This is a genomic window from Microbacterium sp. UMB0228 (assembly GCF_002871415.1).
In the GTDB taxonomy this organism is placed as follows: Bacteria; Actinomycetota; Actinomycetes; order Actinomycetales; family Microbacteriaceae; genus Microbacterium.
In genome coordinates this window covers 286,898-310,273 of the sequence record NZ_PNFU01000004.1, presented here as the reverse complement: position 1 = coordinate 310,273, position 23,376 = coordinate 286,898, and the positions used below count along the sequence as shown (strand labels likewise).

At 70.1% G+C, this 23,376-nt stretch carries 20 protein-coding genes; 13 read left to right on the top strand and 7 right to left on the bottom strand.

The window, feature by feature from the left end:
- Nucleotides 1-62: 62 nt before the first annotated feature.
- From CJ226_RS12060 to CJ226_RS12050, 3 genes are all read left to right on the top strand, one after another.
- Nucleotides 63-1,004 (top strand): proteasome assembly chaperone family protein, encoded by a 942-nt coding sequence (locus tag CJ226_RS12060; protein WP_025103583.1) that lies wholly within the window; start codon nt 63-65, stop codon nt 1,002-1,004.
- A 215-nt stretch (nt 1,005-1,219) separates the two neighbouring features.
- The gene (locus CJ226_RS12055; protein WP_374754534.1) at nt 1,220-2,413 is read left to right on the top strand and encodes an RNA polymerase sigma factor; all 1,194 of its coding nucleotides are present in this window, start codon (nt 1,220-1,222) and stop codon (nt 2,411-2,413) included.
- Entirely contained in the window at nt 2,413-3,105 is a 693-nt protein-coding gene (locus CJ226_RS12050; protein WP_180964591.1) for a coenzyme F420-0:L-glutamate ligase, read from the top strand. The genes CJ226_RS12055 and CJ226_RS12050 overlap by 1 nt, the downstream gene beginning before the upstream one ends.
- Nucleotides 3,106-3,257: 152 nt before the next feature.
- On the opposite strand, the gene CJ226_RS12045 is transcribed toward CJ226_RS12050, so the two are convergent.
- Nucleotides 3,258-4,274, bottom strand: a complete 1,017-nt coding sequence (locus CJ226_RS12045; RefSeq protein WP_025103580.1) for a sugar-transfer associated ATP-grasp domain-containing protein — start codon at nt 4,272-4,274, stop codon at nt 3,258-3,260.
- Nucleotides 4,275-4,358: 84 nt separating this feature from the next.
- Here CJ226_RS12045 and CJ226_RS12040 point away from each other — a divergent pair, with 84 nt between their 5' ends.
- Together CJ226_RS12040 and CJ226_RS12035 are read left to right on the top strand one after the other, a co-directional pair.
- Complete coding sequence (locus tag CJ226_RS12040) at nt 4,359-5,063, top strand: alanine racemase (RefSeq protein ID WP_257996639.1); 705 nt, start codon at nt 4,359-4,361, stop codon at nt 5,061-5,063.
- An 11-nt stretch (nt 5,064-5,074) separates the two neighbouring features.
- Nucleotides 5,075-6,112, top strand: coding sequence for an alanine racemase (locus tag CJ226_RS12035; protein ID WP_102209335.1), 1,038 nt, complete (start codon nt 5,075-5,077; stop codon nt 6,110-6,112).
- A gap of 26 nt (nt 6,113-6,138) precedes the next feature.
- On the opposite strand, the gene CJ226_RS12030 is transcribed toward CJ226_RS12035, so the two are convergent.
- The gene (locus CJ226_RS12030; protein WP_025103577.1) at nt 6,139-6,357 is read right to left on the bottom strand and encodes a hypothetical protein; all 219 of its coding nucleotides are present in this window, start codon (nt 6,355-6,357) and stop codon (nt 6,139-6,141) included.
- Between the two features lie 181 nt (nt 6,358-6,538).
- Between CJ226_RS12030 and CJ226_RS12025 the strand changes: the two genes are divergently transcribed.
- Nucleotides 6,539-8,650, top strand: a complete 2,112-nt coding sequence (locus tag CJ226_RS12025; protein ID WP_025103576.1) for a DNA topoisomerase IV subunit B — start codon at nt 6,539-6,541, stop codon at nt 8,648-8,650.
- 60 nt (nt 8,651-8,710) lie between these two features.
- Here CJ226_RS12025 and CJ226_RS12020 read toward each other — a convergent pair whose 3' ends face one another.
- Nucleotides 8,711-11,152, bottom strand: a complete 2,442-nt coding sequence (locus CJ226_RS12020; protein WP_102209294.1) for a DNA topoisomerase (ATP-hydrolyzing) subunit A — start codon at nt 11,150-11,152, stop codon at nt 8,711-8,713.
- 44 nt (nt 11,153-11,196) lie between these two features.
- Here CJ226_RS12020 and CJ226_RS12015 point away from each other — a divergent pair, with 44 nt between their 5' ends.
- A complete protein-coding gene (locus CJ226_RS12015) occupies nt 11,197-12,318 on the top strand; it encodes an alkaline phosphatase family protein (protein WP_102209293.1) in 1,122 nt (373 codons plus the stop codon).
- Nucleotides 12,319-12,333: 15 nt separating this feature from the next.
- Here the strand turns inward: CJ226_RS12015 and sepH are convergent, their stop codons facing one another.
- Nucleotides 12,334-13,383 (bottom strand): septation protein SepH, encoded by a 1,050-nt coding sequence (gene sepH, locus CJ226_RS12010; protein WP_102209292.1) that lies wholly within the window; start codon nt 13,381-13,383, stop codon nt 12,334-12,336.
- A 199-nt stretch (nt 13,384-13,582) separates the two neighbouring features.
- Between sepH and CJ226_RS12005 the strand changes: the two genes are divergently transcribed.
- Nucleotides 13,583-13,876 (top strand): DUF4193 domain-containing protein, encoded by a 294-nt coding sequence (locus CJ226_RS12005; protein WP_025103572.1) that lies wholly within the window; start codon nt 13,583-13,585, stop codon nt 13,874-13,876.
- 74 nt (nt 13,877-13,950) lie between these two features.
- Here the strand turns inward: CJ226_RS12005 and CJ226_RS12000 are convergent, their stop codons facing one another.
- Nucleotides 13,951-14,415, bottom strand: coding sequence for a DUF3093 domain-containing protein (locus CJ226_RS12000; protein WP_025103571.1), 465 nt, complete (start codon nt 14,413-14,415; stop codon nt 13,951-13,953).
- Between the two features lie 12 nt (nt 14,416-14,427).
- On the opposite strand from CJ226_RS12000, the gene dut reads away from it, so the two are divergent.
- The 5 genes from dut (at nt 14,428) to dxs (ending at nt 21,297) form a co-directional block, all read left to right on the top strand.
- Nucleotides 14,428-14,898, top strand: a complete 471-nt coding sequence (dut, locus tag CJ226_RS11995) for a dUTP diphosphatase (protein ID WP_025103570.1) — start codon at nt 14,428-14,430, stop codon at nt 14,896-14,898.
- A complete protein-coding gene (locus CJ226_RS11990; protein WP_025103569.1) occupies nt 14,895-15,482 on the top strand; it encodes a DUF3710 domain-containing protein in 588 nt (195 codons plus the stop codon). The genes dut and CJ226_RS11990 overlap by 4 nt, the downstream gene beginning before the upstream one ends.
- Nucleotides 15,479-16,213 carry a DUF3159 domain-containing protein gene (locus CJ226_RS11985; RefSeq protein ID WP_062634414.1) on the top strand — a complete coding sequence of 245 codons (735 nt, stop codon included), beginning with the start codon at nt 15,479-15,481 and terminating at the stop codon, nt 16,211-16,213. Before CJ226_RS11990 ends, CJ226_RS11985 begins: the two co-directional genes overlap by 4 nt.
- A 108-nt stretch (nt 16,214-16,321) precedes the next feature.
- Nucleotides 16,322-19,201, top strand: a complete 2,880-nt coding sequence (locus tag CJ226_RS11980; RefSeq protein ID WP_180964590.1) for an aconitate hydratase — start codon at nt 16,322-16,324, stop codon at nt 19,199-19,201.
- Between the two features lie 155 nt (nt 19,202-19,356).
- Nucleotides 19,357-21,297: a 1-deoxy-D-xylulose-5-phosphate synthase gene (gene dxs, locus CJ226_RS11975; RefSeq protein ID WP_102209290.1), complete on the top strand. Its 1,941-nt coding sequence runs from the start codon at nt 19,357-19,359 to the stop codon at nt 21,295-21,297.
- 28 nt (nt 21,298-21,325) lie between these two features.
- Here dxs and CJ226_RS11970 read toward each other — a convergent pair whose 3' ends face one another.
- Nucleotides 21,326-22,768 (bottom strand): glycerol-3-phosphate dehydrogenase/oxidase, encoded by a 1,443-nt coding sequence (locus CJ226_RS11970; RefSeq protein ID WP_102209289.1) that lies wholly within the window; start codon nt 22,766-22,768, stop codon nt 21,326-21,328.
- Nucleotides 22,765-23,373 carry a TetR/AcrR family transcriptional regulator gene (locus tag CJ226_RS11965; RefSeq protein WP_062634421.1) on the bottom strand — a complete coding sequence of 203 codons (609 nt, stop codon included), beginning with the start codon at nt 23,371-23,373 and terminating at the stop codon, nt 22,765-22,767. Before CJ226_RS11965 ends, CJ226_RS11970 begins: the two co-directional genes overlap by 4 nt.
- Between the last annotated feature and the right edge of the window lie 3 nt (nt 23,374-23,376).

Genomic DNA, 23,376 nt, shown 5'->3' with positions numbered 1-23,376 from the left:
GTGTTCGCTCTCAGCGAGACAGGTCAGAGCCCGGGTCCGGGTGCGGCTCGTAGCATGGAGACATGCCCTTCTCCGGAGAAATCCACGAACGCGTCGCGAACGCCCCCACGGTGCCCCACGGCCTGCCTCTCGTGATGCTGCTCACCGGATTCACCGACGCGGGCAGTGCGGTGTCGGGGCTCATCGATCACCTGAGGGAGACGACGTCGCCGCAGCCGCTCGCGATCTTCGACAACGACGTGCTCCTCGACTACCGCGCGCGTCGCCCCGTGATCTCGTTCGACCAGGACCACCTCGCCGAGTTCCGCCCGCCCCGACTCGAGCTCTCCCTCGCCACGGACGCGCTCGGACGCCCGTTCCTGCTCCTCACGGGCTACGAGCCCGACTTCGCCTGGAACGCCTTCGCGGAGACGGTGCTGGACCTCGCAGCGGAGTTCGAGGCGTCGGGACTGCACTGGGTGCACTCCATCGCCATGCCCGTGCCGCACACGCGTCCCATCGGGACGACGGTGAGCGGGAACCGGCGCGACCTCGTCGTGTCGCACTCCGTGTGGCGTCCGCGGACGCAGGTGCCCGCCACCGCCGGCCACCTGCTGGAGTACCGGTTCGCGGAGCGCGGGGAACGCGTCGTCGGCTTCGTCCTCCTCGTGCCGCACTACCTCGCCGAGACCGAGAATCCCGAGGCGGTCAGCGCGGCGGCGGAGAAGCTCATGGCGTCGACCGGTCTCGTGCTCATGCTGGACGCGGTGCAGGAGCGGCGCGCGGACTACATCGCCCGGGTCGACGAGCAGGTCGCGGCGAATGACGAGCTGCAGCAGATGGTGCACAACCTGGAACGTCGCTACGACGCCTACATGGCCGGCCGTGACCCCGAGGACGACTCGTACGACGAAGGCGGATTCAGCGAACGCGACCTGCCCAGCGCCGATGAGCTCGCGGCCGAGCTCGAGCGCTACCTCGCCACCCGTCCGTCGGGCGACGACGACAAGCCGGGCCGCGGCTGAATCCGTCCGTGCGGATCGGGCGCGAATGCGTCCTCATCGCCATACGTGTGCGATACTAGGAGTCCGACCCGTTGTCAATCAGTGTTTTCGAGCGCTGGACTTGACAAGGGTCTTACTAGTGTCCGAAATGTCCCGGGGTCTCCCAGCGGCCCCGTGAAAGGCGAAACGTGACTCCTGCCACGACGAAGAACACGCGGACGAAGAAGGCCGATCAGATCACCGCGGATCCCGAGGTCGAGGACGTCGAAGCGACCGAAGCGGCTCCCGCGCCCAAGCGCGCCGCGGCCAAGCGCGCCCCCGCGAAGAAGAAGAAGTCGGACGACGTCGTCGAGGAAGACGACGCCCCTGCGGCCGAGGGCTCCGAAGACGCCGCGGGCGACGAGGAGGAGGACGACGCGAAGCCGGCCTTCACCGAGCCGCTGCCGACCGGTGCGATCGTCATCTCCTCCAAGGATGACGAAGAGGTCCCGGTCTACTCGACCCAGATCACCGGCGCGACGGCCGACCCGGTCAAGGACTACCTGAAGCAGATCGGAAAGGTCGCACTGCTGAACGCGGCCGAAGAGGTCGAGCTCGCGATGCGCATCGAGGCGGGTCTGTTCGCGGAGGAGAAGCTCTCCGCGATGTCGCCCGCCGAGAAGACGAGCCAGCTCGGACTCGACCTGCAGTGGGTCGCCCGTGACGGTCAGCGTGCGAAGAGCCACCTCCTCGGCGCGAACCTCCGTCTCGTCGTCTCCCTCGCCAAGCGCTACACCGGTCGCGGCATGCAGTTCCTGGATCTGATCCAGGAGGGCAACCTCGGTCTCATCCGCGCGGTCGAGAAGTTCGACTACACCAAGGGCTTCAAGTTCTCGACCTACGCGACCTGGTGGATCCGTCAGGCCATCACCCGCGCCATGGCCGACCAGGCCCGCACGATCCGCATCCCGGTGCACATGGTCGAGGTCATCAACAAGCTCGCCCGCGTGCAGCGCCAGATGCTGCAGGACCTCGGTCGCGAACCCACTCCGGAAGAGCTGAGCCGCGAGCTCGACATGACCCCGGAGAAGGTCGTGGAGGTGCAGAAGTACGGTCGCGAGCCGATCTCCCTGCACACGCCGCTCGGCGAAGATGGCGACAGCGAGTTCGGTGACCTCATCGAGGACACCGAGGCCGTGGTCCCCGCCGATGCCGTGGGCTTCACGATGCTGCAGCGTCAGCTCGAGCAGCTCCTCGACTCGCTCTCGGAGCGCGAGGCCGGCGTGATCCGGATGCGCTTCGGCCTGGGCGACGGTCAGCCGAAGACGCTCGACCAGATCGGTGACACGTTCGGGGTGACGCGTGAGCGCATCCGCCAGATCGAGTCCAAGACGATGGCCAAGCTGCGCCACCCGAGCCGCTCGCAGTCGCTGCGGGACTACCTCGAGTGATGCAGGCGAACGAGGGCAAGGCGCTCGAGACGAGCGTCGACGGAAAGAGCTACGCGCGGATTCCGCTGCGCACCCGTGTCGTGATGCCGGACGACGATCTCGACGCCATCATCACGGAGTACGCCATGGATGCCGTCCAGCCGGGCGACCTCCTCTTCGTGACCGAGAAGATCGTCGCGATCACGCAGGGGCGGTCCTACCGCCTCGACGAGATCAAGCCGCGCAAGCTCGCGCTGTTCCTGTCGAAGTACGTCACCCGCACGCCGTACGGCATCGGTCTCGGCATGCCGGAGACGATGGAGATGGCGCTGCGCGAGTGCGGTACGCCGCGCATCCTCTTCGCGGCGGCCGTCTCGGCGGTCACCAAGGCCTTCGGGCGCAAGGGCGACTTCTACCGCATCGCGGGGGACAAGGCGCGCGCGATCGACGGCCCGACGAAGCACACCATCCCGCCGTACAACGAGGCGGTCGTGCTCGGCCCCAAGGATCCGGATGGCGTCGCCGCGCACCTGAAGACGCTGATCGGTGGTCAGGCCGAGGTGGCCGTGGTCGACATCAACGATCTCGGCGGCAACATCCTCGGCTCCACGCTGGACAAGGCGGGGGAGCTGCGGCTGGTGGAGATCCTGGGTGACAACCCGCTCGGCCAGGGCCTCGAGTCCACCCCGCTCGGCATCGTCCGCGCGGTCTGAGCAGGTCGACCCACCCCTTTACGAACGAACCGGCCCCTTGCGTGCGAACGCAAGGGGCCGGTTCGTATGTAAAGGGCCGGGTCGACGCTTCGACAGGCTCAGCGACCCAGGCTGGGTCCCTGAGCCTGTCGAAGGGTGAGCCTGTCGAAGGGTCAGAAGCCGATGACCTCGCGGTAGCGCGGCTTGTGGCCGGTGCGGATCCCGGTGACGCTGGGCTTGTTCTCGTAGACGCCCGCGCCCCAGTTGCCCTCGACGAGCACGGGGCCGTCCGGGGTCACGACGACATCCCAGCCCACGTACTGCACCTGCGGTACGACGCGCGCGACCTGATCGATGAACGCGCGCACCTCGTCCATGTACGGCAGCTGGAAGTCGGCGATGCGGAACCCGGAGTCCGGGTGCGTCTCGTGGACGTGGCCGTGCGAGTCGTAGCCGGCGCCCACCGCGTGCCCGTTCTCGTCGAGCATCGTGTAGAAGCCGCCGAAGGTCATCTGGTCGCTCACCGCGCCGCGGCCGAACTTCTGCGCCATCGCGAGGATGTGCGCCTTCTCGCCGTCGAAGAACGCGGTGATGCGCGTGGTGTTCACGGTCCCGGGGCATACCGCCGCCAGGTCGTCGTGCTGACGGATGACCTCTTCGATCAGCAGCTCGCCGCGATCGAGGAGGCCGCGGTGGAACTCGGTCCAGTCCGTGATGTCGGCCGCGTGATACCGGTGCACACCGGTGCCGGCCTGACCGACCGGCTCCTTCGTGACGATCGTGCCGAGGCGCTCCGTGAGGGCGCGGACCTCGTCGGCGTTCCCCTCCTCGACCACCATCCACTCGCGGTGCAGGTGCGCGGAGAACTTGCGGTTGAACTCGATCTTGTCCTGGAAGATCCAGCGGAAGTCGGGGTGGTCGTACTTCTGCGAGAGCTGGTTGGACACGGGGTGCGTCATGTACGTCTCGCGCTCGGCGCGGTTCAGCATCGCGAAGTCGTAGTCGATGTAGTCCTGGAAGCCGACGTTGTGACGGGCCGCCGACCAGAGCATGTCGGCGACGATCGTGGGCACGGGCCGGTGATGCTGGGCCGAGGCCTCCTTGGCACGTTCGAACACGGAACCGACGTCGATGCGGCGGGCACGGCCGAGGAGGTAGCGGATGCGGGGCGCGAGAGAAAGACGAGACATGAAGCTCCGGGTCTAGGGATCGACGTCCCAGTCTACGCGGGGAGCCCCCAGGCTCCTGGGAGCGCGGAAGCTAGGCTGGAGCACGTGTGTGACACGAGTTCGAGTGCGCTTCCGCAGGCGATGATCTCGCGTTCGGCCCTCGCTGCCGGCGCGTCCGCGGCGATCCGGGCGGGGGGTCGCCGGGCCGACCTCCGGCGCGATGCGTGGGGTCACGGTCTGCTCGCCGTCGCCCAGGCGGTGACCGCGGCGGGAGCGGAGGAGGTCCTCGTGGACTCTCCCGGAGAGGTCGAGGCGCTCCGTCTCGAAGGCATCACCGCCACGACCACCAGGGAGCCGGACCTCGATCCCGGTCTCCTCTACGGGCTGCCGTCCGCGGAGGGCCTCCCGACGACGCCTCCGGTGATGCGCCTGGTCGGCCGTGTCATGTCCACCAAGCGCCTGCGGGCGGGAGAGGCCGTCTCGTACGGCTACACCTTCCGGGCGGCGGCGGACACCACGGTCGCGCTCGTGACGGGCGGCTACGCTCAGGGCGTCGTCCGGGCCCTGGGCAACCACGCGGACGTGGAGATCGACGGCGCGCTGCACCCCATCGTCGGGCGTGTCGCGATGGATGTCTGCGTCATCGACCTCCAGGGCGCCCCCGCGGAGGTGGGCGACGCGGTGACCTACTTCGGAGGGACCGGACCCGCCTCCGGCGCCATCGCGCGCTGGGCGGAGCTCACTCGGATGACCCCGGCCGAGCTCGTCGCGGTCCCGGGTGCGCACGCCGTGCGCGGATGGGAGGCATGATGGGAGGCCCGATGCGCCCCGAACTGCGTCTGGACAGCGCCGTCTTCCGCACGAACATCGCGGCGGTCCGTGACCGCCTCGGCGACTCCACGCTGATGCTGGTCCTCAAGGACGACGCCTACGGCCACGGGCTCCGCTGGGCGGTCGAGACGGCCCTCGAGGCCGGGGTGACCTCGTTCGGCAGCTATGACGTGCGCGGAGGCGTCGAGGTCCGGCGCATCGCGGGCGGAGAGGTGACGGTGTTCGCCTGGGCGACCTCGACCGATGAGGAGATCGACGAGGCGCTCCTGCAGGACATCGAGCTCGGCGTCGGCACGGTCGAGTATCTCCGGCGCATCGCCGCACGGGCGGAGGTCCTCGGCGTGCGCGCACGGATCCACCTCAAGATCGACACCGGGCTGCACCGCAACGGCGTGCGCCCGGAGGACTGGGCGGCCGCGGTCGCCGAAGCCCGAGACGCCGAGCGCTCCGGCGCACTCGTCCTCGTCGGGGTCTGGAGCCACATCGCCGAGGCGAGCGACGCCGAGGACGACGAGGCGCAGGCCGTGTTCCTCGACGCCGTCCGGCAGGTCGGCCTGACCGGGCCGGAGCCGGCGTCTGTGCACCTCACGGCCTCCGCCGCGTCCTGGTGGCGACCCGAGCTGCGCGGGACCGTGTCGCGGATCGGCGCATTCTGCTACGGCATCCGCTCGGCGGACGGTCCGGACCTCGACGGGGTCCGTCCCGCGGCGCGTCTCGTCGCGCCGGTCGTGCGGGTGGAGGGCGAGAGCGCGATCGTCGCCGTCGGGAGTCTGGACGGCGTCCCCTCCACGCTGACCGGGATGACGGTGGGCACCCCCGCCGGCTCGCGTGCGGTCTCGACCATCGATGTCGCCACGATGACCGTCGAAGGCTGGCCGGGGATGGCGGTCGGCGACGAGGTGACGATCTTCGGCCCCGGCGCACAGGGGGAGGAGACAGCAACGACCCTCGCCGAGCGGATCGATACGGTGGGCGAGGAGATCCTCACCCGCCTCGGTCCGCGGATTCGGCGGAGGGTCGTGGACTGAACCGGTTCGGCCGGCTCAGGCGCTGATCAGACCGTCTCGATGAGACGAGCGGTCTCGTCGTGCCAGCTCGTGGCCACGCTGCGCAGCTTCTCTTCGTACTTGCGGCCGTGGTGGGCGCAGAAGAGCAGCTCGGAACCGTTGACCTCGGCGGCGATGTAGGCCTGCGCTCCACACGAGTCGCAGCGGTCCATCGCGGTCAGGCGGTACTCGACAGCGGAGGTCTCACGTTCGGTCGTTGCATTCATCTCGGGGCCTCCTCGGGTGTCGGCGTCCTTGTTGGTCGTGCTCAATACAACCACGCTGTACCTGGGGGCATGCCCGGTCGACGGCGTGTTTCGCTCAGCGCGTACGCGCGCACCCGCGAACGCGGCGACCCGGGGAGTGTCTGCGAGGGGCGGCTCCCTCCCGCGAATAGACTCGGAGATTGTGAATGCCGAGTACTCCGCCCATCATCTCCAGGTGCTCGAAGGACTCGAAGCGGTCCGCAAGCGCCCCGGCATGTACATCGGCTCGAACGGTTCGCCCGGGCTCATGCACTGCCTCTGGGAGATCATCGACAACTCCGTCGACGAGGCAGTGGCCGGCAACGGCTCGCGCATCGACGTCATCCTCCACGACGACGGCAGCGTCGAGGTGCACGACCGCGGTCGCGGCATCCCCGTCGACGTCGAGCCGCGAACCGGTCTGACCGGCGTCGAGGTCGTCTACACGAAGCTGCACGCCGGAGGGAAGTTCGGCGGCGGCTCCTATGCGGCATCGGGCGGTCTGCACGGCGTCGGCGCCTCGGTCGTGAACGCCCTCTCCGAGCGCCTCGACGTCGAGGTCGACCGCGGCGGCAAGACCTACGCGATGTCCTTCCACCGCGGTGAGCCCGGCATCTTCCAGGACTCGGGGGAGAAGCGGCCCGATGCGCCGTTCACCCCGTTCGAGGAGAACAGCGAGCTGCGCGTCGTCGGCAAGGCGCCGCGTGGCGTCACCGGCACCCGGGTGCGGTACTGGGCCGACCGCCAGATCTTCACCAAGGACGCCGCGTTCCAGCTCGCCGAGCTCGAGACGCGGGCGCGTCAGACGGCCTTCCTGGTCCCCGGGCTCGAGATCGTGGTGCGCGACGAGCGCGCCGCGAGCGCCGGGGTGGGGGAGGACGGTGCGCCGACCGGCCCCGTGGAGACCTCGTACCTCTACGAGGGCGGCATCTCCGAGTTCGTGGACTACCTCGCGGTCGACCCGCCGGTGACCGACACCTGGCGCATCCAGGGGGAGGGCACGTTCACCGAGACCGTCCCGGTCCTGCAGCCGGACGGGCACATGGTGGCGACCGAGGTCGAGCGCGTCTGCGCCGTCGACATCGCCCTGCGCTGGGGCACCGGCTACGACACCCGCATCCGCTCCTTCGTGAACATCATCTCCACCCCGAAGGGCGGCACGCATCAGCAGGGCTTCGAGCAGGAGCTGTTGAAGGTGCTCCGCAGCCAGGTCGAGCAGAACGCCCGCCGGCTCAAGGTCGGCAACGACAAGCTGGAGAAGGACGACGTCCTCGCCGGCCTCACCGCGGTCCTCACGGTCAACGTGCCGGAGCCGCAGTTCGAGGGTCAGACGAAGGAGGTGCTCGGCACGCCCGCCGTGCGCCAGATCGTGGCCCAGGTGATGCGCAAGGACCTCCAGCAGCGCTTCACCTCCACCAAGCGCGACGACAAGAGCCAGGCCACGCAGCTGCTCGACAAGATCGTCTCCGAGATGAAGGCGCGCGTGTCGGCACGCGCCCACAAGGAGACGCAGCGCCGGAAGAACGCGCTCGAGTCGTCCACCCTGCCGACCAAGCTCGTCGACTGTCGGACGAACGACGTGGAGCGCAGCGAGCTCTTCATCGTCGAGGGAGACTCGGCCCTCGGCACGGCGAAGAACGCGCGCAACAGCGAGTTCCAGGCGCTGCTGCCGATCCGCGGGAAGATCCTCAACGTGCAGAAGGCGTCGGTCGGCGACATGCTGTCCAACGCCGAATGCGCGTCCATCATCCAGGTGATCGGGGCCGGCTCCGGGCGGACCTTCGACATCGACGCCGCACGCTACGGGAAGATCATCCTCATGAGCGACGCCGACGTCGACGGCGCGCACATCCGCACCCTCCTGCTCACGCTCTTCTTCCGCTACATGCGGCCGCTCATCGAGCACGGACGGGTGTTCGCCGCCGTGCCGCCGCTGCATCGGATCATCGTCATCAACCCGGGATCCAAGCCGAACGAGACGATCTACACCTACAGCGAGCAGGAGCTGCACGCGCTGCTCGCGAAGCTCCGCAAGGCCGGCAAGCGCTGGCACGAGCCGATCCAGCGCTACAAGGGTCTCGGCGAGATGGACGCCGAGCAGCTCGCGAACACGACGATGGACCGCTCCGGTCGCCTGCTCCGCCGCGTCCGGATGGAGGACGCCGAGGCGGCGGGCCGCGTCTTCGAACTGCTCATGGGCAACGAGGTCGCCCCGCGGCGGGAGTTCATCATCGACTCCGCCGACCAGCTCTCCCGCGAGTCCATCGACGCCTGAGAGCAGAAGTCACGAAGAAGGGGACCCGGCGCGGCCGGGTCCCCTTCTTCGTGGAACGGATCAGACGAGCGTGCGGCCGATGCTGCCGATGACGCCGTCGATCGGCTGACCGGAGGCGTCGCGTCGTGCCCCCACGTCCGGCAGCTTGCGCACCGCGCCGGTCGGGTCGACGGCCAGCGCCGGGCTCGGGCCGACCCAGGCGACGGTGAGGCGGTCCTCGCCCTTCAGGAAGGCGTGGGCGCGGACGCCACCGGTCGCGCGGCCCTTCGACGGGTACTCCGTGAAGGCCGAGACCTTCGCGCGGCCGGGATCGGTGCCGGGCAGGATGCTCTCCGCGCCGGACACCGTGGCGACCACGGCGTCGGTGTCCGGGCGGACGGCGCCGAAGAAGAGGACAGAGGCGCCCGAGCCGAGCTTGATGCCCGCCATGCCACCGGCCGGCGCGCCCTGGGGGCGGACCGTCGAGGCCGAGAACCGCAGCAGCTGCGCATCCGTCGTCAGGAACACGAGGTCGGCGTCATCCTCCGCGTCGGCCACCCCGACCACGGAGTCTCCGGTCTTGAGGGCGATGACCTCCAGGTCGGGCCGCACGGGCAGGGTCGACGGCACGATGCGCTTCACGATGCCCTGCGCGGTGCCGAGCGCGACGGGGGTCTCGCTGTCGAAACGGACGAACCCGAGGATGCGCTCGCCCTTGGCCGCGATCCCCAGGTAGTCGCGAAGCGGAGTCCCCGCGGCGAGCTGCACCGAGGTGCCCGGCACCGAGGGCAGGTCCACGGGGGAGAAGCGGACGACGCGTCCCGTGCTGGTGAGCGCCCCGACCTCGCCGCGGACCGTCGTCTCGACCGTCGCGAGGATGGCATCGTGCTTGCTCCGCCGGGCCGGAGCCGTCAGCTCCTGTCCTTCGCCGAGGTCCACGCGCACGGCGCGGCCCGTCGTCGAGAGGACGACGGTGGTCGGCGCGTCGGCGATCTGCAGGTCGACGGCGCCCTTCGTCGCACGGGGCTTCGGCGGGGCCGCGTTCATCAGCAGGGTGCGCCGCGGCGTCCCGTACGCCTCGGCCACGGCGTCCAGCTCCCGGGCGACGGCCGCGCGCAGCAGGGCCGGGCTGGCGAGCAGCTCGCGCAGCGACGCGATCTCCGCGAGGAGGGCGTCGCGCTCCGCCTCGAGCTCGATGCGCGAGAACTTGGTCAGACGTCGCAGCCGCAGCTCGAGGATGTACTCGGCCTGCGGCTCGCTGAGGTCGAACACGGACCGGAGCCGGGTGCGGGCCTGCTCGGTGTCGTCCGACGACCGGATGACCTGGATGACCTCGTCGATGTCGAGGATCGCGATGAGCAGACCCTCCACCAGGTGCAGGCGCTCCTCCCGGCGGGCGAGACGGTACCGGCTGCGGCGGGTGATGACCTCGATGCGGTGGCCGACGTAGACGCTGAGCATCTCCTTGAGCCCGAGGGTGCGGGGCTGGCCGTCGACGAGGGCGACGTTGTTGATGCTGAAGGAGTCCTCCAGCGGGGTGAGCCGGTAGAGCTGCTCCAGCACGGCGTTCGGATCGAAACCGGTCTTGATCCCGATGGCGACGCGGAGGCCGTGGTTGCGGTCGGTGAGATCGGTGACGTCGCTGATGCCCTGCAGCTTCTTCGCCTGCACCGCGTCGCGGATCTTCTCGATGAGACGCTCCGGACCGACCATGTAGGGCAGCTCCGACACGATGATGCCCGTGCGCCGGGGGCCCAGCGGCTCGATCGACGTGCGTCCGCGAACCTTGAGGGCGCCGCGACCCGTCGTGTAGGCGTCCTTCACGCCGTCGAGCCCCATGAGGATCCCGCCCGACGGGAAGTCGGGACCGGGGACGTACTCCATGAGGTCCTCGGTGGTGGCGTCCGGGTTCTCGAGCAGGTGGGTCGCCGCGGCGACGACCTCGATGAGGTTGTGCGGCGCCATGTTGGTCGCCATGCCCACCGCGATGCCGCTGGCACCGTTGACGAGCAGGTTGGGGAACGCCGCGGGCAGCACAGCCGGCTGCTGGAACTGGCCGTCGTAGTTCGGGATGAAGTCGACGACGTCCTCGTCGAGGTTCTCGGTGAGCGAGAGCGCGGGGGCGGCGAGACGCGCCTCGGTGTACCGCGCGGCGGCGGGGCCGTCGTCCAGGGATCCGAAGTTGCCGTGACCGTCGACGAGCGGCACCCGGAGGGCCCACTCCTGCGCGAGGCGGACGAGCGCGTCATAGATCGCCGAGTCGCCATGGGGGTGCAGCTTTCCCATGACCTCGCCGACGACGCGGGCGCTCTTCACATGGCCGCGGTCCGGGCGCAGGCCCATCTCGGCCATCTGGAACAGGATGCGCCGCTGCACCGGCTTGAGGCCGTCTCTGGCGTCCGGGAGTGCCCGCGAGTAGATGACGGAGTACGCGTACTCCAGGAAGGAGCCCTGCATCTCGTGAGAGAGATCGATGTCCTGGATGCGTTCCTCGACAGGCTCGGGCGGCGGGGTTTTCGGCATGGACTTCCTGAGGGCGTACGGGAGCCTGTGTCAGACTGGCTCGGATGTCCTTCATGCTACCGTCCGCTCCGCCGGGCGCCCGGAGCGTCGTCGGGGTGGCGGACGACCTGTGCGCCGCTCTCCGCGGCGAATCCGCCACGCTGCCGCGCGTCGATTCGGCCGTGCTCGTGGTGATCGACGGCCTCGGAGCGATCAGCCTCCGCGGGCACGCCGGTCACGCCCGCTCGCTCACCGCGACGATGACGAAGAAGGACATCGCGCAGACGGTCTTCCCGACGACGACGGCGGCCGCCCTCACGAGTCTCACCACCGGAGTCTGGCCGGGGGAGCACGGTCTCGTCGGCTATCGCGTCCGGGATCCGGAGCGGGATGTCCTCGTGAATCAGCTCAGCGGGTGGGAGACGGACGGCCTGGACCCGCTCACCTGGCAGGCCGCCCCCACGGTGTTCGAGCGCATGGCGGCGACGGGCCGGCCGGCCTTCGCCGTGGGGCTGGCGGCCTACGCGCACAGCGGCTTCACACATGCGACCCTCCGCGGCGCGACATTCGTCCCCGCGGCGACGCCGGAGGAACGGGTCGAGGCCTCCTACGCGCTGGCTGCGGAGAATCCGGGCTCCCTCGTCTACTGCTACCTGCCCGAGGTCGACAAGGCGGGGCACAAGCACGGGGTGGCCTCCGCGGAATGGGTCACCGCGCTGGAGCGGATCGACGGCGCGCTCTCGGTCCGCGTCCCGCCGCGCGTGGGCGTGGTGGTGACATCGGATCACGGCATGGTCGACGTACCGTCCCATCGGCAGGTCGTGCTCGAGGAGGAGCATCTCGTCGGCATCCGGCACGTCGGGGGCGAGCCCCGCATGCTGCACCTGTACCGGGAGCCGGACACCGACACCGCGGTGCTGGCCATGCGTCTGCGCCGGGATCTGGAGGGGGTGGCCGAGGTAGCCACCCGGGAAGAGGCGCTGCGGGCCGGTCTCTTCGGCCCCGTCGTCAGCGACGACGCCCGGCCCCGGATCGGTGACGTGCTGATCGCCGCCACGGGTGTGCGCGCGCTCTACGACGGCACCGCCGAGGACCAGCGCAACCGCGGCATGATCGGGCAGCATGGCGCACTCACCCCGGAGGAGACCAGGGTGCCGTTCCTGCGGCTCGGCGCCTTCGCCTCCTGACGCGAGCGACCGCGGTCACTCGTCGGTGCGTGCTCCGAAGACGATCTCGTCCCACGACGGCATGGCGTTGCGGCGCCGCCGACGGCCGCCGCTGTCGCCGGCGTCGTTCGAGGACGGCTGACGAGGCGGGGGCTCCGGGGCCGCGGGCTCGTCGTCCGGCTCCTCCAATGCGACGAAGAGGGCAATCGGGTCGGTGTCGTCCTGAACGTCCTCGATCGCGTGCTCGATCGGCGCCGCCTCGCGCTGTCCGCGGCGACGGCGCAGGGCCTCGAGGAGATCGGCGGTCTCGGGGCTCGTCGAGGCGGCGTCGGGGGCGCGGTTGATCGCGGCGTCCTGGACCGCTGGCGCCGAGCGCTCGGGCTGCGCCGGCTCCTCTGCCTCGGCGGCGGGGGCCGGGACCAGGCGCGGTCCGAAGGCGCCGGAGTCGAAGCGGCTGTCGTCCTTGTAGGGCGAGGCGGCGCGGTCGGCCTCCACGGCCCGCAGTCGCGGGATCAGGCCCTCCGGCAGGGACCCCTGTCGCGAGAGCTGCGTGGCGTCGGCGTTCAGCGGCGAGAGGGCGCTCCGTCGAGGGTCGAAGCTCCAGCGCGCGTCGTGCTCGACGTCGTTGGCGGAGAACTCCAGCTTGATGATCCAGCCGGACTCCTCCTTCCAGCTCGCCCAGCGCTCGGACGACGCGCCCACCTCGGCCAGCTTGGCGCGCACCGCGGCGCCGAACGTCGGCTGCGCGTCGGGCTCGACCTCGCTGCCGATGAGGACGGGGACGGCGAGCGCCTGCCCGATGATGTGCTCCCGCTCGGCGAGGACGGGGCCCTCGAAGCGTGCGACGTCGTCGACGCTGATCCCGAGGAGCTCCGCGACCTCGGCGGCGGTGAGACCGGCGCGGATCTGCGCCTGGATGTCCCGCGGACTCGCGGCGAGCTTCTGCGCCGCCGGCTCGGCCTGGCGGGTCGCGCGGCGGATCTCCCGCTGCAGCACGGCGTCGATGGGCAGCGCGAACCGCTCGCCCGCCTCGGTCGCGAGGACGAGCACTCCTGCTTCTGTGCCGACGATGGTGACGTTTTCCATGCGAATGCCCCTCTGATGGGTGTGCGTTCATGGTGTCACGGGAGACGCGTCGGGAGAGGGAATACGGCGGGCGTGCCGTGAGTTTGCCCTGTCGCATGGGAGGGCATTTGCGAAACGCCCGCCGGTCATGCAAACTATGGCCGCCGATTACCCGACGGCGCACCCGCCCACTCGCACCATGAAAGTGGAGATTCACCGCATGGCAACCGATTACGACGCTCCCCGAAAGAGTGAAGACGACTCCGAGTCGATCGAAGCCCTCAAGGAGCGTGTGCCGGACAAGCTGTCCGGCACGACCGGAGACGAGGACTCCGACAACCCGTCGAACTTCGATCTCCCGGGCGCGGACCTCTCCGACCTCGAGCTGGATGTCGTCGTGCTGCCCGCGCAGCAGGACGAGTTCACCTGCATGAGCTGCTTCCTCGTGAAGCACCGCTCGCAGCTCGACCACGAGGGACCCGATGGCCCCATCTGCAAGGAGTGCGCTGCCTGAGCAGCCCTCTGCGCGACGCCTCACGCGCCCCCGACCTCCGGTCAGGGGCGCGCTGTCGTTTCTCCGGAGGGCGGTCAGCCCCGCGCCGCGCGGATGGCCGCGGCGAGCCGATCGGGCGTCCTGGTCGAGATCGTCCACGCGATGACGGGGTCTGCCTCGTCGATGTTCGGCACCACGACGACACCGTCGATGCCGCCGCGGATGAGGTGCCACCCGCGAGCCGGGAGCTCCGGTCCTCGTGCGGCCCGTGCCTCGTCGCCGGTCAGCGCCACCGGCTCGCCGAGGTGGCGCACGTCGATGTGGGCGGGTCCGGCGCGGAGCACGCCGTCCTGCACCGAGACGACCGGAGCCAGGGCGATGGCCGCCACCACGAGCAGCGCGGACACCGCTCCGCCGAGCAGCAGCGCGAAGGTCGAGCCGACCGGCACGAAGATCAGGGACACCATCGGTCCCGCCAGGGCGATCGTGACCAGCAGCCACAGGCTGGGGGCCAGGCGTTCGTGGTAGCGGGGACGTGCGTCCGTTGCGGGGTTCTGCATTAGCCTCATGGGGTGACCGATTCCGTTGATGTCCCCATTATCGCCGCAGCGGTCCCCGGCTATGCGCATCCGGGTGACGCCGGAGCCGATCTCGTCGCCGCCGAGGCCGTGCGGCTGGAGCCGGGGGAGCGCGCTCTCGTCCCCACCGGCGTACGCATCGCGCTGCCGGACGGCTATGCGGCCTTCGTGGTGCCCCGCAGCGGTCTCGCGGCGAAGCACGGCATCTCGATCGTGAACTCTCCCGGCACCGTCGATGCCGGCTACCGGGGCGAGATCAAGGTCAGTCTGATCAACACGGACATCCACAGCGCGTACGATGTCGCCGTCGGCGATCGCATCGCACAGCTCATCGTGATGCCCGTCACCCGTGCCCGGTTCCTCCCGGTCGACGAGCTGCCGGACAGCGTTCGCGGCGCCGGCGGATTCGGCTCGACCGGCTACCAGGCACAGACCCCCGAGAACGAAGCAGGACAGGCGAAATGACCGACAGCAACGAGACTCCTTCCAAGTCGGCGCCGGAGAACCGCGCCACCGAGGGCCCGTTCGACGACTCCGAGGCGAACCCCGTCCGCCCGTACATCGACCTCGGCGGGATCAAGATCCTGCCGCGCGAGGGACTGAACCTGCGGCTCGAGGTGGAGGAGCAGAGCAAGCGCATCGTGGCGGTCGGGCTCGACTACGCCGAGTCGTCGCTCCAGGTGCAGCCGTTCGCGGCTCCGCGCAGCGGCGGTCTGTGGGACGAGACGCGCGTCCAGCTGCGCGACCAGGTCAAGGCGCAGGGCGGTCGCGTCGAGGAGCGGGAGGGGCCGCTCGGCAAGGAGCTGCTCGCGGAGGTGCCCGCGACCGCCAGTGAAGGCTCTGGCCTGCGCCTCGCGCGCTTCATCGGCATCGACGGGCCCCGCTGGTTCCTGCGCGGTGTGATCGGCGGCGCGGCCGCGTCCGACCCGGAGGCGGCGGCGAAGGTCGAGGACCTCTTCCGCTCGATCGTCGTCGTCCGCGGGGGAGCGCCCATGCCGCCGCGCGACCTCATCCCGCTGAAGATGCCGGCGACGCCGGGCTCCGCGTGACCACGCCGGACGCCGAGGAGCCGCGCACGCAGAGCGCGTCGGAGATCCTCGGAGCAGCACTCGGCGGCGCCGCGCGCAAGGCCGGGCTCGACCCGTCCGAGAGCGCGAGCACGCACAAGGTCGTCTGGTCGGCCATGGGCGGCTGGCGCGGGATCCTCGAGTCGGTGCTCCCGAGCCTCGCGTTCGTGATCCTGTTCACCCTTCGGCCGGAGCCCCTGCTGCTGCCCCTCGGAGTGTCCGTCGGTCTGGCCGCCGTGTTCACCGTCGTCCGGCTGATGCAGAAGTCGCCGCCGTCGGCCGCCCTCGGCGGGCTGATCGCGGCCGTGGCCGCCGCCGGTCTGGCCCTGTGGACGGGCCGCGGCGAGGACAATTTCGTCCCCGGCCTCATCACGAACGCGGTCTACGGCTCGGCGATCCTCGTCTCGGCGCTCATCGGCTGGTCCGTCATCGGTCTCGCGGTCGGCTTCCTCATGGGGGAGGGAACCGCCTGGCGTGCGGACCGTCGCAAGCGGCGGGCCTTCTTCTGGTTGGGCATCGCCTGGGCCACGCTGTTCTTCGCCCGACTGATCGTGCAGTTCCCGCTGTACCTGGCCGGCGACGTCACCGCTCTCGGAACCCTCAAGCTCGTGATGGGACTGCCGTTGTTCGCGCCCCTGATCGCGGTGACCTGGCTGGTCGTCCGTGCGCTCTATCCCCGCGCGTCGTCGCACGACGACCCCGCGGCGGCGTGATAGATTTATCTCGACATCAAGATAAATCACGGGCTTTCGCCGGTGACCAGCGCGGAGCAGACTGGTTAGGTCCCCCTTGCTAGCCGCGCGGCCGCACCGGCGAGCAAGATGGAGGCGCCTGTCGCTCCCATCCGAATAGAAGGAGACGGATTCGTGTCCACGGTGAACAGCTTCGGTGCCAAGAGCACCCTGACGGTCGGCAGCACCGACTACGAGATCTTCCGCATCGACACGGTGCCCGGTTTCGACAAGCTCCCCTTCAGCCTCAAGGTCCTCCTGGAGAACCTGCTTCGCACCGAGGACGGCGCGAACGTCACGAAGGCGCAGATCGAGGCGCTCGGGTCGTGGGACGCCAACGCGGAGCCCAACACGGAGATCCAGTTCACGCCGGCGCGCGTGGTCATGCAGGACTTCACCGGCGTGCCCTGCATCGTCGACCTCGCCACGATGCGTGAGGCCGTCACGGCGCTCGGCGGCGACCCGAACAAGATCAACCCGCTCTCGCCGGCCGAGATGGTCATCGACCACTCCGTCATCGCCGACCTCTTCGGCACCGAGAACGCCCTCGAGCGCAACGTCGAGATCGAGTACGAGCGCAACGGCGAGCGGTACCAGTTCCTCCGCTGGGGCCAGACCGCGTTCCAGGACTTCAAGGTCGTGCCCCCCGGCACCGGCATCGTCCACCAGGTGAACATCGAGCACCTGGCGAAGGTCATCTACGACCGCACCAACGGCGGCGTCCTCCAGGCCTACCCCGACACCTGTGTCGGCACCGACTCGCACACCACGATGGTCAACGGACTGGGCGTGCTCGGCTGGGGCGTCGGCGGCATCGAGGCCGAGGCCGCGATGCTCGGCCAGCCCGTGTCGATGCTCATCCCGCGCGTCGTCGGCTTCAAGCTCTCGGGTGAGATCCCCGCCGGCGTGACCGCGACCGACGTGGTGCTGACCATCACCGACATGCTGCGCAAGCACGGCGTCGTCGGCAAGTTCGTCGAGTTCTACGGTGAGGGCGTCGCCTCGGTGCCGCTGGCCAACCGCGCGACGATCGGCAACATGTCGCCCGAGTTCGGCTCGACCGCCGCGATCTTCCCGATCGACGACGTCACCCTCGACTACCTGCGCCTCACCGGCCGCAGCGAGGAGGCCGTCGCGCTCGTCGAGGCCTACGCCAAGGAGCAGAAGCTCTGGCACGACGCCTCCCACGAGCCGGTCTTCAGCGAGTACATGGAGCTCGACCTCGGCACGGTCGTCCCGTCCATCGCCGGCCCGAAGCGCCCGCAGGACCGCATCCTCCTCTCCGAGGCGAAGACGCAGTTCGAGCAGGACATCCTGAACTACGCCACGGCCTCGACCAGCGACGACATCGTCGACCTCGAGTCCAAGCACTCCTTCCCGGCGTCCGACCCCGGTCAGGTCCCCGGCGAGGAGGAGCCGACCACGCGTCCCGTGCACATCAGCAGCGGTGCGCCGGCCAACGTGTCGAACCCCGTGCCGGTCACGACCCCCGAGGGTGAGAAGTACATCCTCGACAACGGCGCCGTGACCCTGGCGGCCATCACGTCGTGCACCAACACGTCCAACCCGTCGGTGATGATCGCCGCCGGCCTCCTCGCCCGCAAGGCGCGGGAGAAGGGCCTCAAGCAGAAGCCCTGGGTGAAGACCACGCTCGGCCCCGGCTCGAAGGTCGTCACCGACTACTACGAGAAGTCGGGTCTGGACAAGGACCTCGAGGGCCTCGGCTTCTACACCGTCGGCTATGGCTGCACCATCTGCATCGGAAACTCCGGTCCGCTGATCGAAGAGGTCTCCGAGGCGATCAACTCGCACGACCTCGCGGTCACGGCCGTCCTCTCGGGCAACCGCAACTTCGAGGGCCGCATCAGCCCGGACGTGAAGATGAACTACCTGGCCAGCCCGCCGCTGGTCATCGCGTACGCCCTCGCCGGCTCGATGCACTTCGACTTCGACACCGACGCGCTCGGCAAGGACGCGGACGGCAACGACGTGTTCCTCAAGGACATCTGGCCGTCGCCGGAAGAGGTCCAGGAGATCGTCGACTCGTCGATCTCGCGCGACCAGTTCATCAAGCAGTACGCCACCGTGTTCGACGGTGACGAGCGCTGGCGCAACCTGCCCACGCCGGACGACGACACGTTCCAGTGGGACGAGAACTCGACGTACGTGCGCAAGGCCCCGTACTTCGACGGCATGACGATGGAGCTCACCCCGGTGAAGGACATCGAGGGTGCACGCGTCATGGCGACGCTCGGCGACTCGGTCACCACCGACCACATCTCGCCGGCCGGCAACATCAAGCCGGGTACCCCCGCGGCCCAGTACCTCACGGAGCACGGCGTCGACCGCAAGGACTTCAACTCCTTCGGCTCGCGTCGCGGCAACCACGAGGTCATGATCCGCGGCACGTTCGCGAACATCCGCCTGAAGAACCTCATGGTCTCGGCCGTGAACGACGGACAGGTCGTCGAGGGCGGCTACACCCGCGACTTCACGCAGCCGGGCGGCCCGCAGTCGTACATCTACGACGCGTGCATGAACTACGCCGAGCAGGGCACCCCGCTCGTCGTCTTCGGCGGCAAGGAGTACGGCTCCGGCTCGTCCCGCGACTGGGCGGCCAAGGGCACGAGCCTCCTGGGCGTCAAGGCCGTGATCACGGAGAGCTTCGAGCGCATCCACCGCTCCAACCTCATCGGCATGGGCGTCGTCCCGCTGCAGTTCCCCGCCGGCGAGAGCTGGGAGTCGCTGGGTCTCGACGGCACCGAGATCGTCTCGATCACAGGACTCGAGGAGCTCAACAACGGCGTCACCCCGAAGACGGTCAAGGTCACCGCCACCCCGAGCGAGCACTCGCCCGAGGGCAAGCAGCCCGTCGAGTTCGACGCGGTCGTCCGCATCGACACCCCCGGTGAGGCGGACTACTACCGCAACGGCGGCATCCTGCAGTACGTGCTGCGCTCGCTCGTCTGAGCCGCGATCGCGAAGGGGCTCGTGTCCACGGACACGGGCCCCTTCGGCGTGTCAAGGGTCTCCCGCCCTCGGGGGATTCCCGGCTCCGAGCGGTAGGATCGGGAAGGCGTCCGCACCCGTTCGGACGCTCTGTCGAGGCCTGTGAGGAGGCGCAGATGCCCATTCTTCCGAGCATCTCTGGACCGCGCGATCTTGATCGGCTCTCGCCGGAGCAATTGGAAGAACTCGCCGCGGAGATCCGGGCTTTCCTCGTCGAGAACGTCTCGCAGACGGGTGGGCACCTCGGTCCGAACCTCGGTGTCGTGGAGCTCACGATCGCCCTGCACCGTGTGTTCTCCTCGCCGGATGACCCCTTCATCTTCGACACCGGCCACCAGTCCTATGTCCACAAGATCCTCACCGGCCGGCAGGACTTCTCGAAGCTGCGCGTCCGGGAGGGGCTCGCGGGCTACCCGCAGCGTGCGGAGAGCCCGCACGACGTCGTCGAGTCCTCTCACGCCTCCAGCTCGCTGAGCTGGGCCGACGGCGTGTCCCGAGCGCTCACCGCCACCGGCCGCGCGGACCGACACGTGGTCGCGGTCGTCGGCGACGGCGCGCTGACCGGCGGCATGACGTGGGAGGCGCTGAACAACATCTCCGACGACAACGACCGCAACCTCGTGATCGTCGTCAACGACAACGGCCGCTCCTACGCGCCGACCATCGGCGGCATGTCCCGCTTCCTGAACCGGGTCCGCACCGCGGCGGCGTACAAGGATCTCCACCACAAGTCCGATCGCCTCTTCCGCGCGTTCGGGCCGGTGGGTCGAGCGGTGTTCCGCGGCGTGCGCGGCGGCACCCACGGATTCCTCTCGCGGTTCACCAACAACGAGGCCCTGTACTCCAACCTCGACATCAAGTACCTCGGTCCCGTGGACGGCCACGATCTTCCGGCGCTGCTGGAGACCCTGGAGCTGGCGAAGTCCTACGGCGCACCCGTCATCGTGCACGCGATCACCGAGAAGGGCCGCGGGTATCAGCCGGCCCGCGACGATGAGGCCGACCAGTTCCACGCGGTCGGCAAGATCGACCCGACGACGGGGGAGACGCTGTCCTCGGGCGGCCGCGGGTGGACCGACGTCTTCTCCGACGCCCTCGTGAAGGTCGGGGAGCGCCGCTCGGACGTGATCGCCATCACCGCGGCGATGCTCCGGCCCACCGGGCTCGCCCCCTTCGCAGAGCGCTTCCCCGACCGTGTCTACGACGTCGGCATCGCCGAGCAGCACGCGGTGGCCTCGGCCGCTGGACTCGCGTACGGCGGCCTGCACCCCGTCGTCGCCGTGTACGCCACGTTCATGGGACGGGCGTTCGACCAGGTGCTCATGGACGTCGCGCTGCATCGCGCCGGCGTGACCTTCGTGCTCGATCGTGCCGGCGTCACAGGTCCCGACGGCCCGAGCCACCACGGCATGTGGGATCTGGCCATGCTGCAGATCGTCCCGCACATCCGGATCGCGGCGCCCCGTGACGGTGCGCGTCTGACCGAGGCGTTGGACGAAGCGGTCGCCGTCGAGGACGCTCCGACCGTCATCCGCTTCCCGAAGGGCGACGTCTCGGCCGATCTGCCGGCGCTCGAGCGCCTCTCGGACGGCGTGGACGTGCTGGCGCGCGGCGAGGGCGAAGACGTCCTCATCGTCGCCATCGGCCCGTTCGCCGCGCTGGCCGTCGACGTGGCGGAACGGCTGCGCGCCCAGGGCATCGGCGCCACCGTGATCGACCCGCGGTGGGCGATCCCCGTGCAACCCTCGGTGGTCGAGCTGGCGGCGCGGCATCGCCTGGTGATCACGCTCGAGGACGGCATCCGCGTGGGTGGCATCGGCACCCGCGTGCGGCAGGTGCTCCGCGAGGCGGGGATCGACACGGCGGTGGACGAGCTGGGCCTTCCCGACGAGTTCATTGACCACGCGTCACGTGATCAGATCCTCGCCGACGCCGGTCTCACCGCCTCGAAGATCGCCCAGGACGTCGTGGCGCAGGTGCTGGGCACCCGCATCCCGAAGGCCCGCCACGCCGGTGAGACCGGCGCGATCGAGCTCCCGCTCCACGAGCGTCACTGACGGAGGATCCCCCGGCGTCCGCTGCCGGTCAGGGCAGGTCGGCGAGTGTCTCGGCGACGATCCGCTCCACCGCCGGAAGGGCTCGGGTGCGGTCGTCGGAGACGAGCCCGATCCGCGTGCGGCGGTCGAGCACATCGGCTGCGGTCATCGCGCCCTCCGAACGCACAGCGTGCTCGACGGCGGCGCGGGAGAGTGCGCCGCCCTCGACGACATCGCCCGGTGCGGGATCGTCGATCAGGCGCAGGGTCGCGGTGCCACTGGGGCCGGCGCGGAGGCCGTACTGCCGCACCGCCAGGTCCACGGCGTCCTCGGCCATCCGCCGGTAGGTCGTCAGCTTGCCGCCGAGAACGGAGATGACACCCGAGGCGGAGGCGCGCACGAGATGCCGACGGGAGACGTCTGCGGTCTCGGCCGCTCCGGTGTCGACGAGCGGGCGGAGCCCGGCGAAGGCTCCGCGGACGCGGTCCGGCGCCACCGGCACCGCGAGCAGGCGGTTCAGTGTCTCCAGGAGGAAGCCGATCTCGGCCTCGGTGGGCTCGGCGACGGAGGGGATGGGGCCCGGCGCCTCGACATCGGTGAGACCGACGATGACACGCCCGGCGCGCTGTGGCAGGGCGAACACGTAGCGGCTGATGGAACCTTCCAGCGGGATGGTCAGCGCCGCGGCCGGATCGCCGAGATCCGCAGCGTCCAGGACGATGTGGGTGCCGCGGCTCGGGCGCAGGGTGAGGCCGTCGTCGAGGGTCGCCGCCCACACCCCGGTGGCGTTGATGACCGTCCGCGCCCGGATATCGATGCGTTCGCCGGTGAGCGTGTCCGTCGCTGCAGCGCCGTCCGCGTGCAGCCGCTCGGCGCGGACCCTGGTGAGGATCCGCGCGCCGAGACCGGCCGCCGTGCGCGCGACCGCGACGACGAGGGCGGCGTCATCGGACAGCTGGCCGTCGTACGTGACCATGCCGCCGCGCAGTCCGCGGGGGTTCAGGGCGGGGAACAGGCGCAGCGCCTTCGCCGTCCCGACGGGGTGCGGCCCGGGGAGGGTCTTCGCGCTCGTGCGCGCCTGCAGCCGGAGGAGGTCGCCCATGGCCATCCCCGCCGCCCCGGCCCCCCGCTGGCGGCCGCTGACACCGGGGGCGAACGGGAGCAGCTGTCCGAGCGGACGGATGAGGTGGGGCGCGATCACCGACATCAGCAGATGCCGCTCCCGCGCACTCTCGCGCGCCGTCGCCACGTCGCCCGTCGCGAGGTACCGCAGGCCGCCGTGGACGAGCTTCGAGCTGAACCGGCTCGTCCCGAAGGCGAGGTCCTCCGCCTCGATCAGGGTCACCCGGAGACCGCGCGACGCGGCGTCCAGGGCCACGCCCGTCCCGGTGATCCCGCCGCCGACCACGAGGACGTCACAGGTGCCGTCCGCCGCCGCGGCGAGATCGCTTCGGCGGCGGGCCGCGTGGAGGGCGGTCGGGGCGGAGGTCATGGCCGGAGGTGGCCGTCCAGCGCGGCGCGGAGCTCGCGCTCCCAGGACTTCTCGTCGATGAGGTCGGCCACCGTGCCGTGCGACAGCACGGCGGACTGGGCGATCAGGAGCAGCATGACGGCGATCTCGCCGGGATCACCCGCGCGCACCGAGCCCTGGGCCTGCGCCGCCGCGATCGCGTCGGCGAGCCACTGGAGGATGAGTCGCTGGCTGGACCCCACCCGGTGCAGGGTGTAGCGCGTGAACGCCTCGGGTTCCTCGTCGAGGAGGTGGCCGTACACAGGGTCGGCCCGGAACAGGGAGGTGAACCGCAGCACGTCCGCGACGAGCGTGTCCCGGGAGCCGGTCGTCGCGGGGAACCGGCTGAGGAGGTCGGCGACCCGCCGGAGGAGCGCGGACCGGACGACGTCGTCGGCATCCCGCCACGTCCGGTAGATGGTGGGCCGGCTGAGGCCGGAACGACGCGCGAGGGCAGCGATCGTCACCCCGTGGACGCCGGCGCGGACGAGCAGGTCGTCGGCGGCGTCGAGCACCCGGCGTTGCGTGGCGTCCCAGGTCGGCGCGAGGATCTCCGAGCGCACGGCGAGCGGTTGACGTTGTTCCATGAT

Bases quoted from the DNA above. Each gene is read 5' to 3' on its own strand.
- CJ226_RS11980 (WP_180964590.1), top strand. From the start codon at position 16,322: ATGGAGGCGCCTGTCGCTCCCATCCGAATAGAAGGAGACGGATTCGTG.
- CJ226_RS12015 (WP_102209293.1), top strand. From the start codon at position 11,197: ATGTCCTTCATGCTACCGTCCGCTCCGCCGGGCGCCCGGAGCGTCGTC.
- CJ226_RS12000 (WP_025103571.1), bottom strand. From the start codon at position 14,415: ATGCAGAACCCCGCAACGGACGCACGTCCCCGCTACCACGAACGCCTG.
- CJ226_RS12045 (WP_025103580.1), bottom strand. From the start codon at position 4,274: ATGTCTCGTCTTTCTCTCGCGCCCCGCATCCGCTACCTCCTCGGCCGT.
- sepH (WP_102209292.1), bottom strand. From the start codon at position 13,383: ATGGAAAACGTCACCATCGTCGGCACAGAAGCAGGAGTGCTCGTCCTC.
- CJ226_RS12050 (WP_180964591.1), top strand. From the start codon at position 2,413: ATGCAGGCGAACGAGGGCAAGGCGCTCGAGACGAGCGTCGACGGAAAG.
- CJ226_RS12030 (WP_025103577.1), bottom strand. From the start codon at position 6,357: ATGAATGCAACGACCGAACGTGAGACCTCCGCTGTCGAGTACCGCCTG.
- dxs (WP_102209290.1), top strand. From the start codon at position 19,357: ATGCCCATTCTTCCGAGCATCTCTGGACCGCGCGATCTTGATCGGCTC.
- CJ226_RS12005 (WP_025103572.1), top strand. From the start codon at position 13,583: ATGGCAACCGATTACGACGCTCCCCGAAAGAGTGAAGACGACTCCGAG.
- CJ226_RS11990 (WP_025103569.1), top strand. From the start codon at position 14,895: ATGACCGACAGCAACGAGACTCCTTCCAAGTCGGCGCCGGAGAACCGC.
- CJ226_RS12020 (WP_102209294.1), bottom strand. From the start codon at position 11,152: ATGCCGAAAACCCCGCCGCCCGAGCCTGTCGAGGAACGCATCCAGGAC.
- CJ226_RS11970 (WP_102209289.1), bottom strand. From the start codon at position 22,768: ATGACCTCCGCCCCGACCGCCCTCCACGCGGCCCGCCGCCGAAGCGAT.
- CJ226_RS12035 (WP_102209335.1), top strand. From the start codon at position 5,075: ATGCGCCCCGAACTGCGTCTGGACAGCGCCGTCTTCCGCACGAACATC.
- CJ226_RS12060 (WP_025103583.1), top strand. From the start codon at position 63: ATGCCCTTCTCCGGAGAAATCCACGAACGCGTCGCGAACGCCCCCACG.
- CJ226_RS11965 (WP_062634421.1), bottom strand. From the start codon at position 23,373: ATGGAACAACGTCAACCGCTCGCCGTGCGCTCGGAGATCCTCGCGCCG.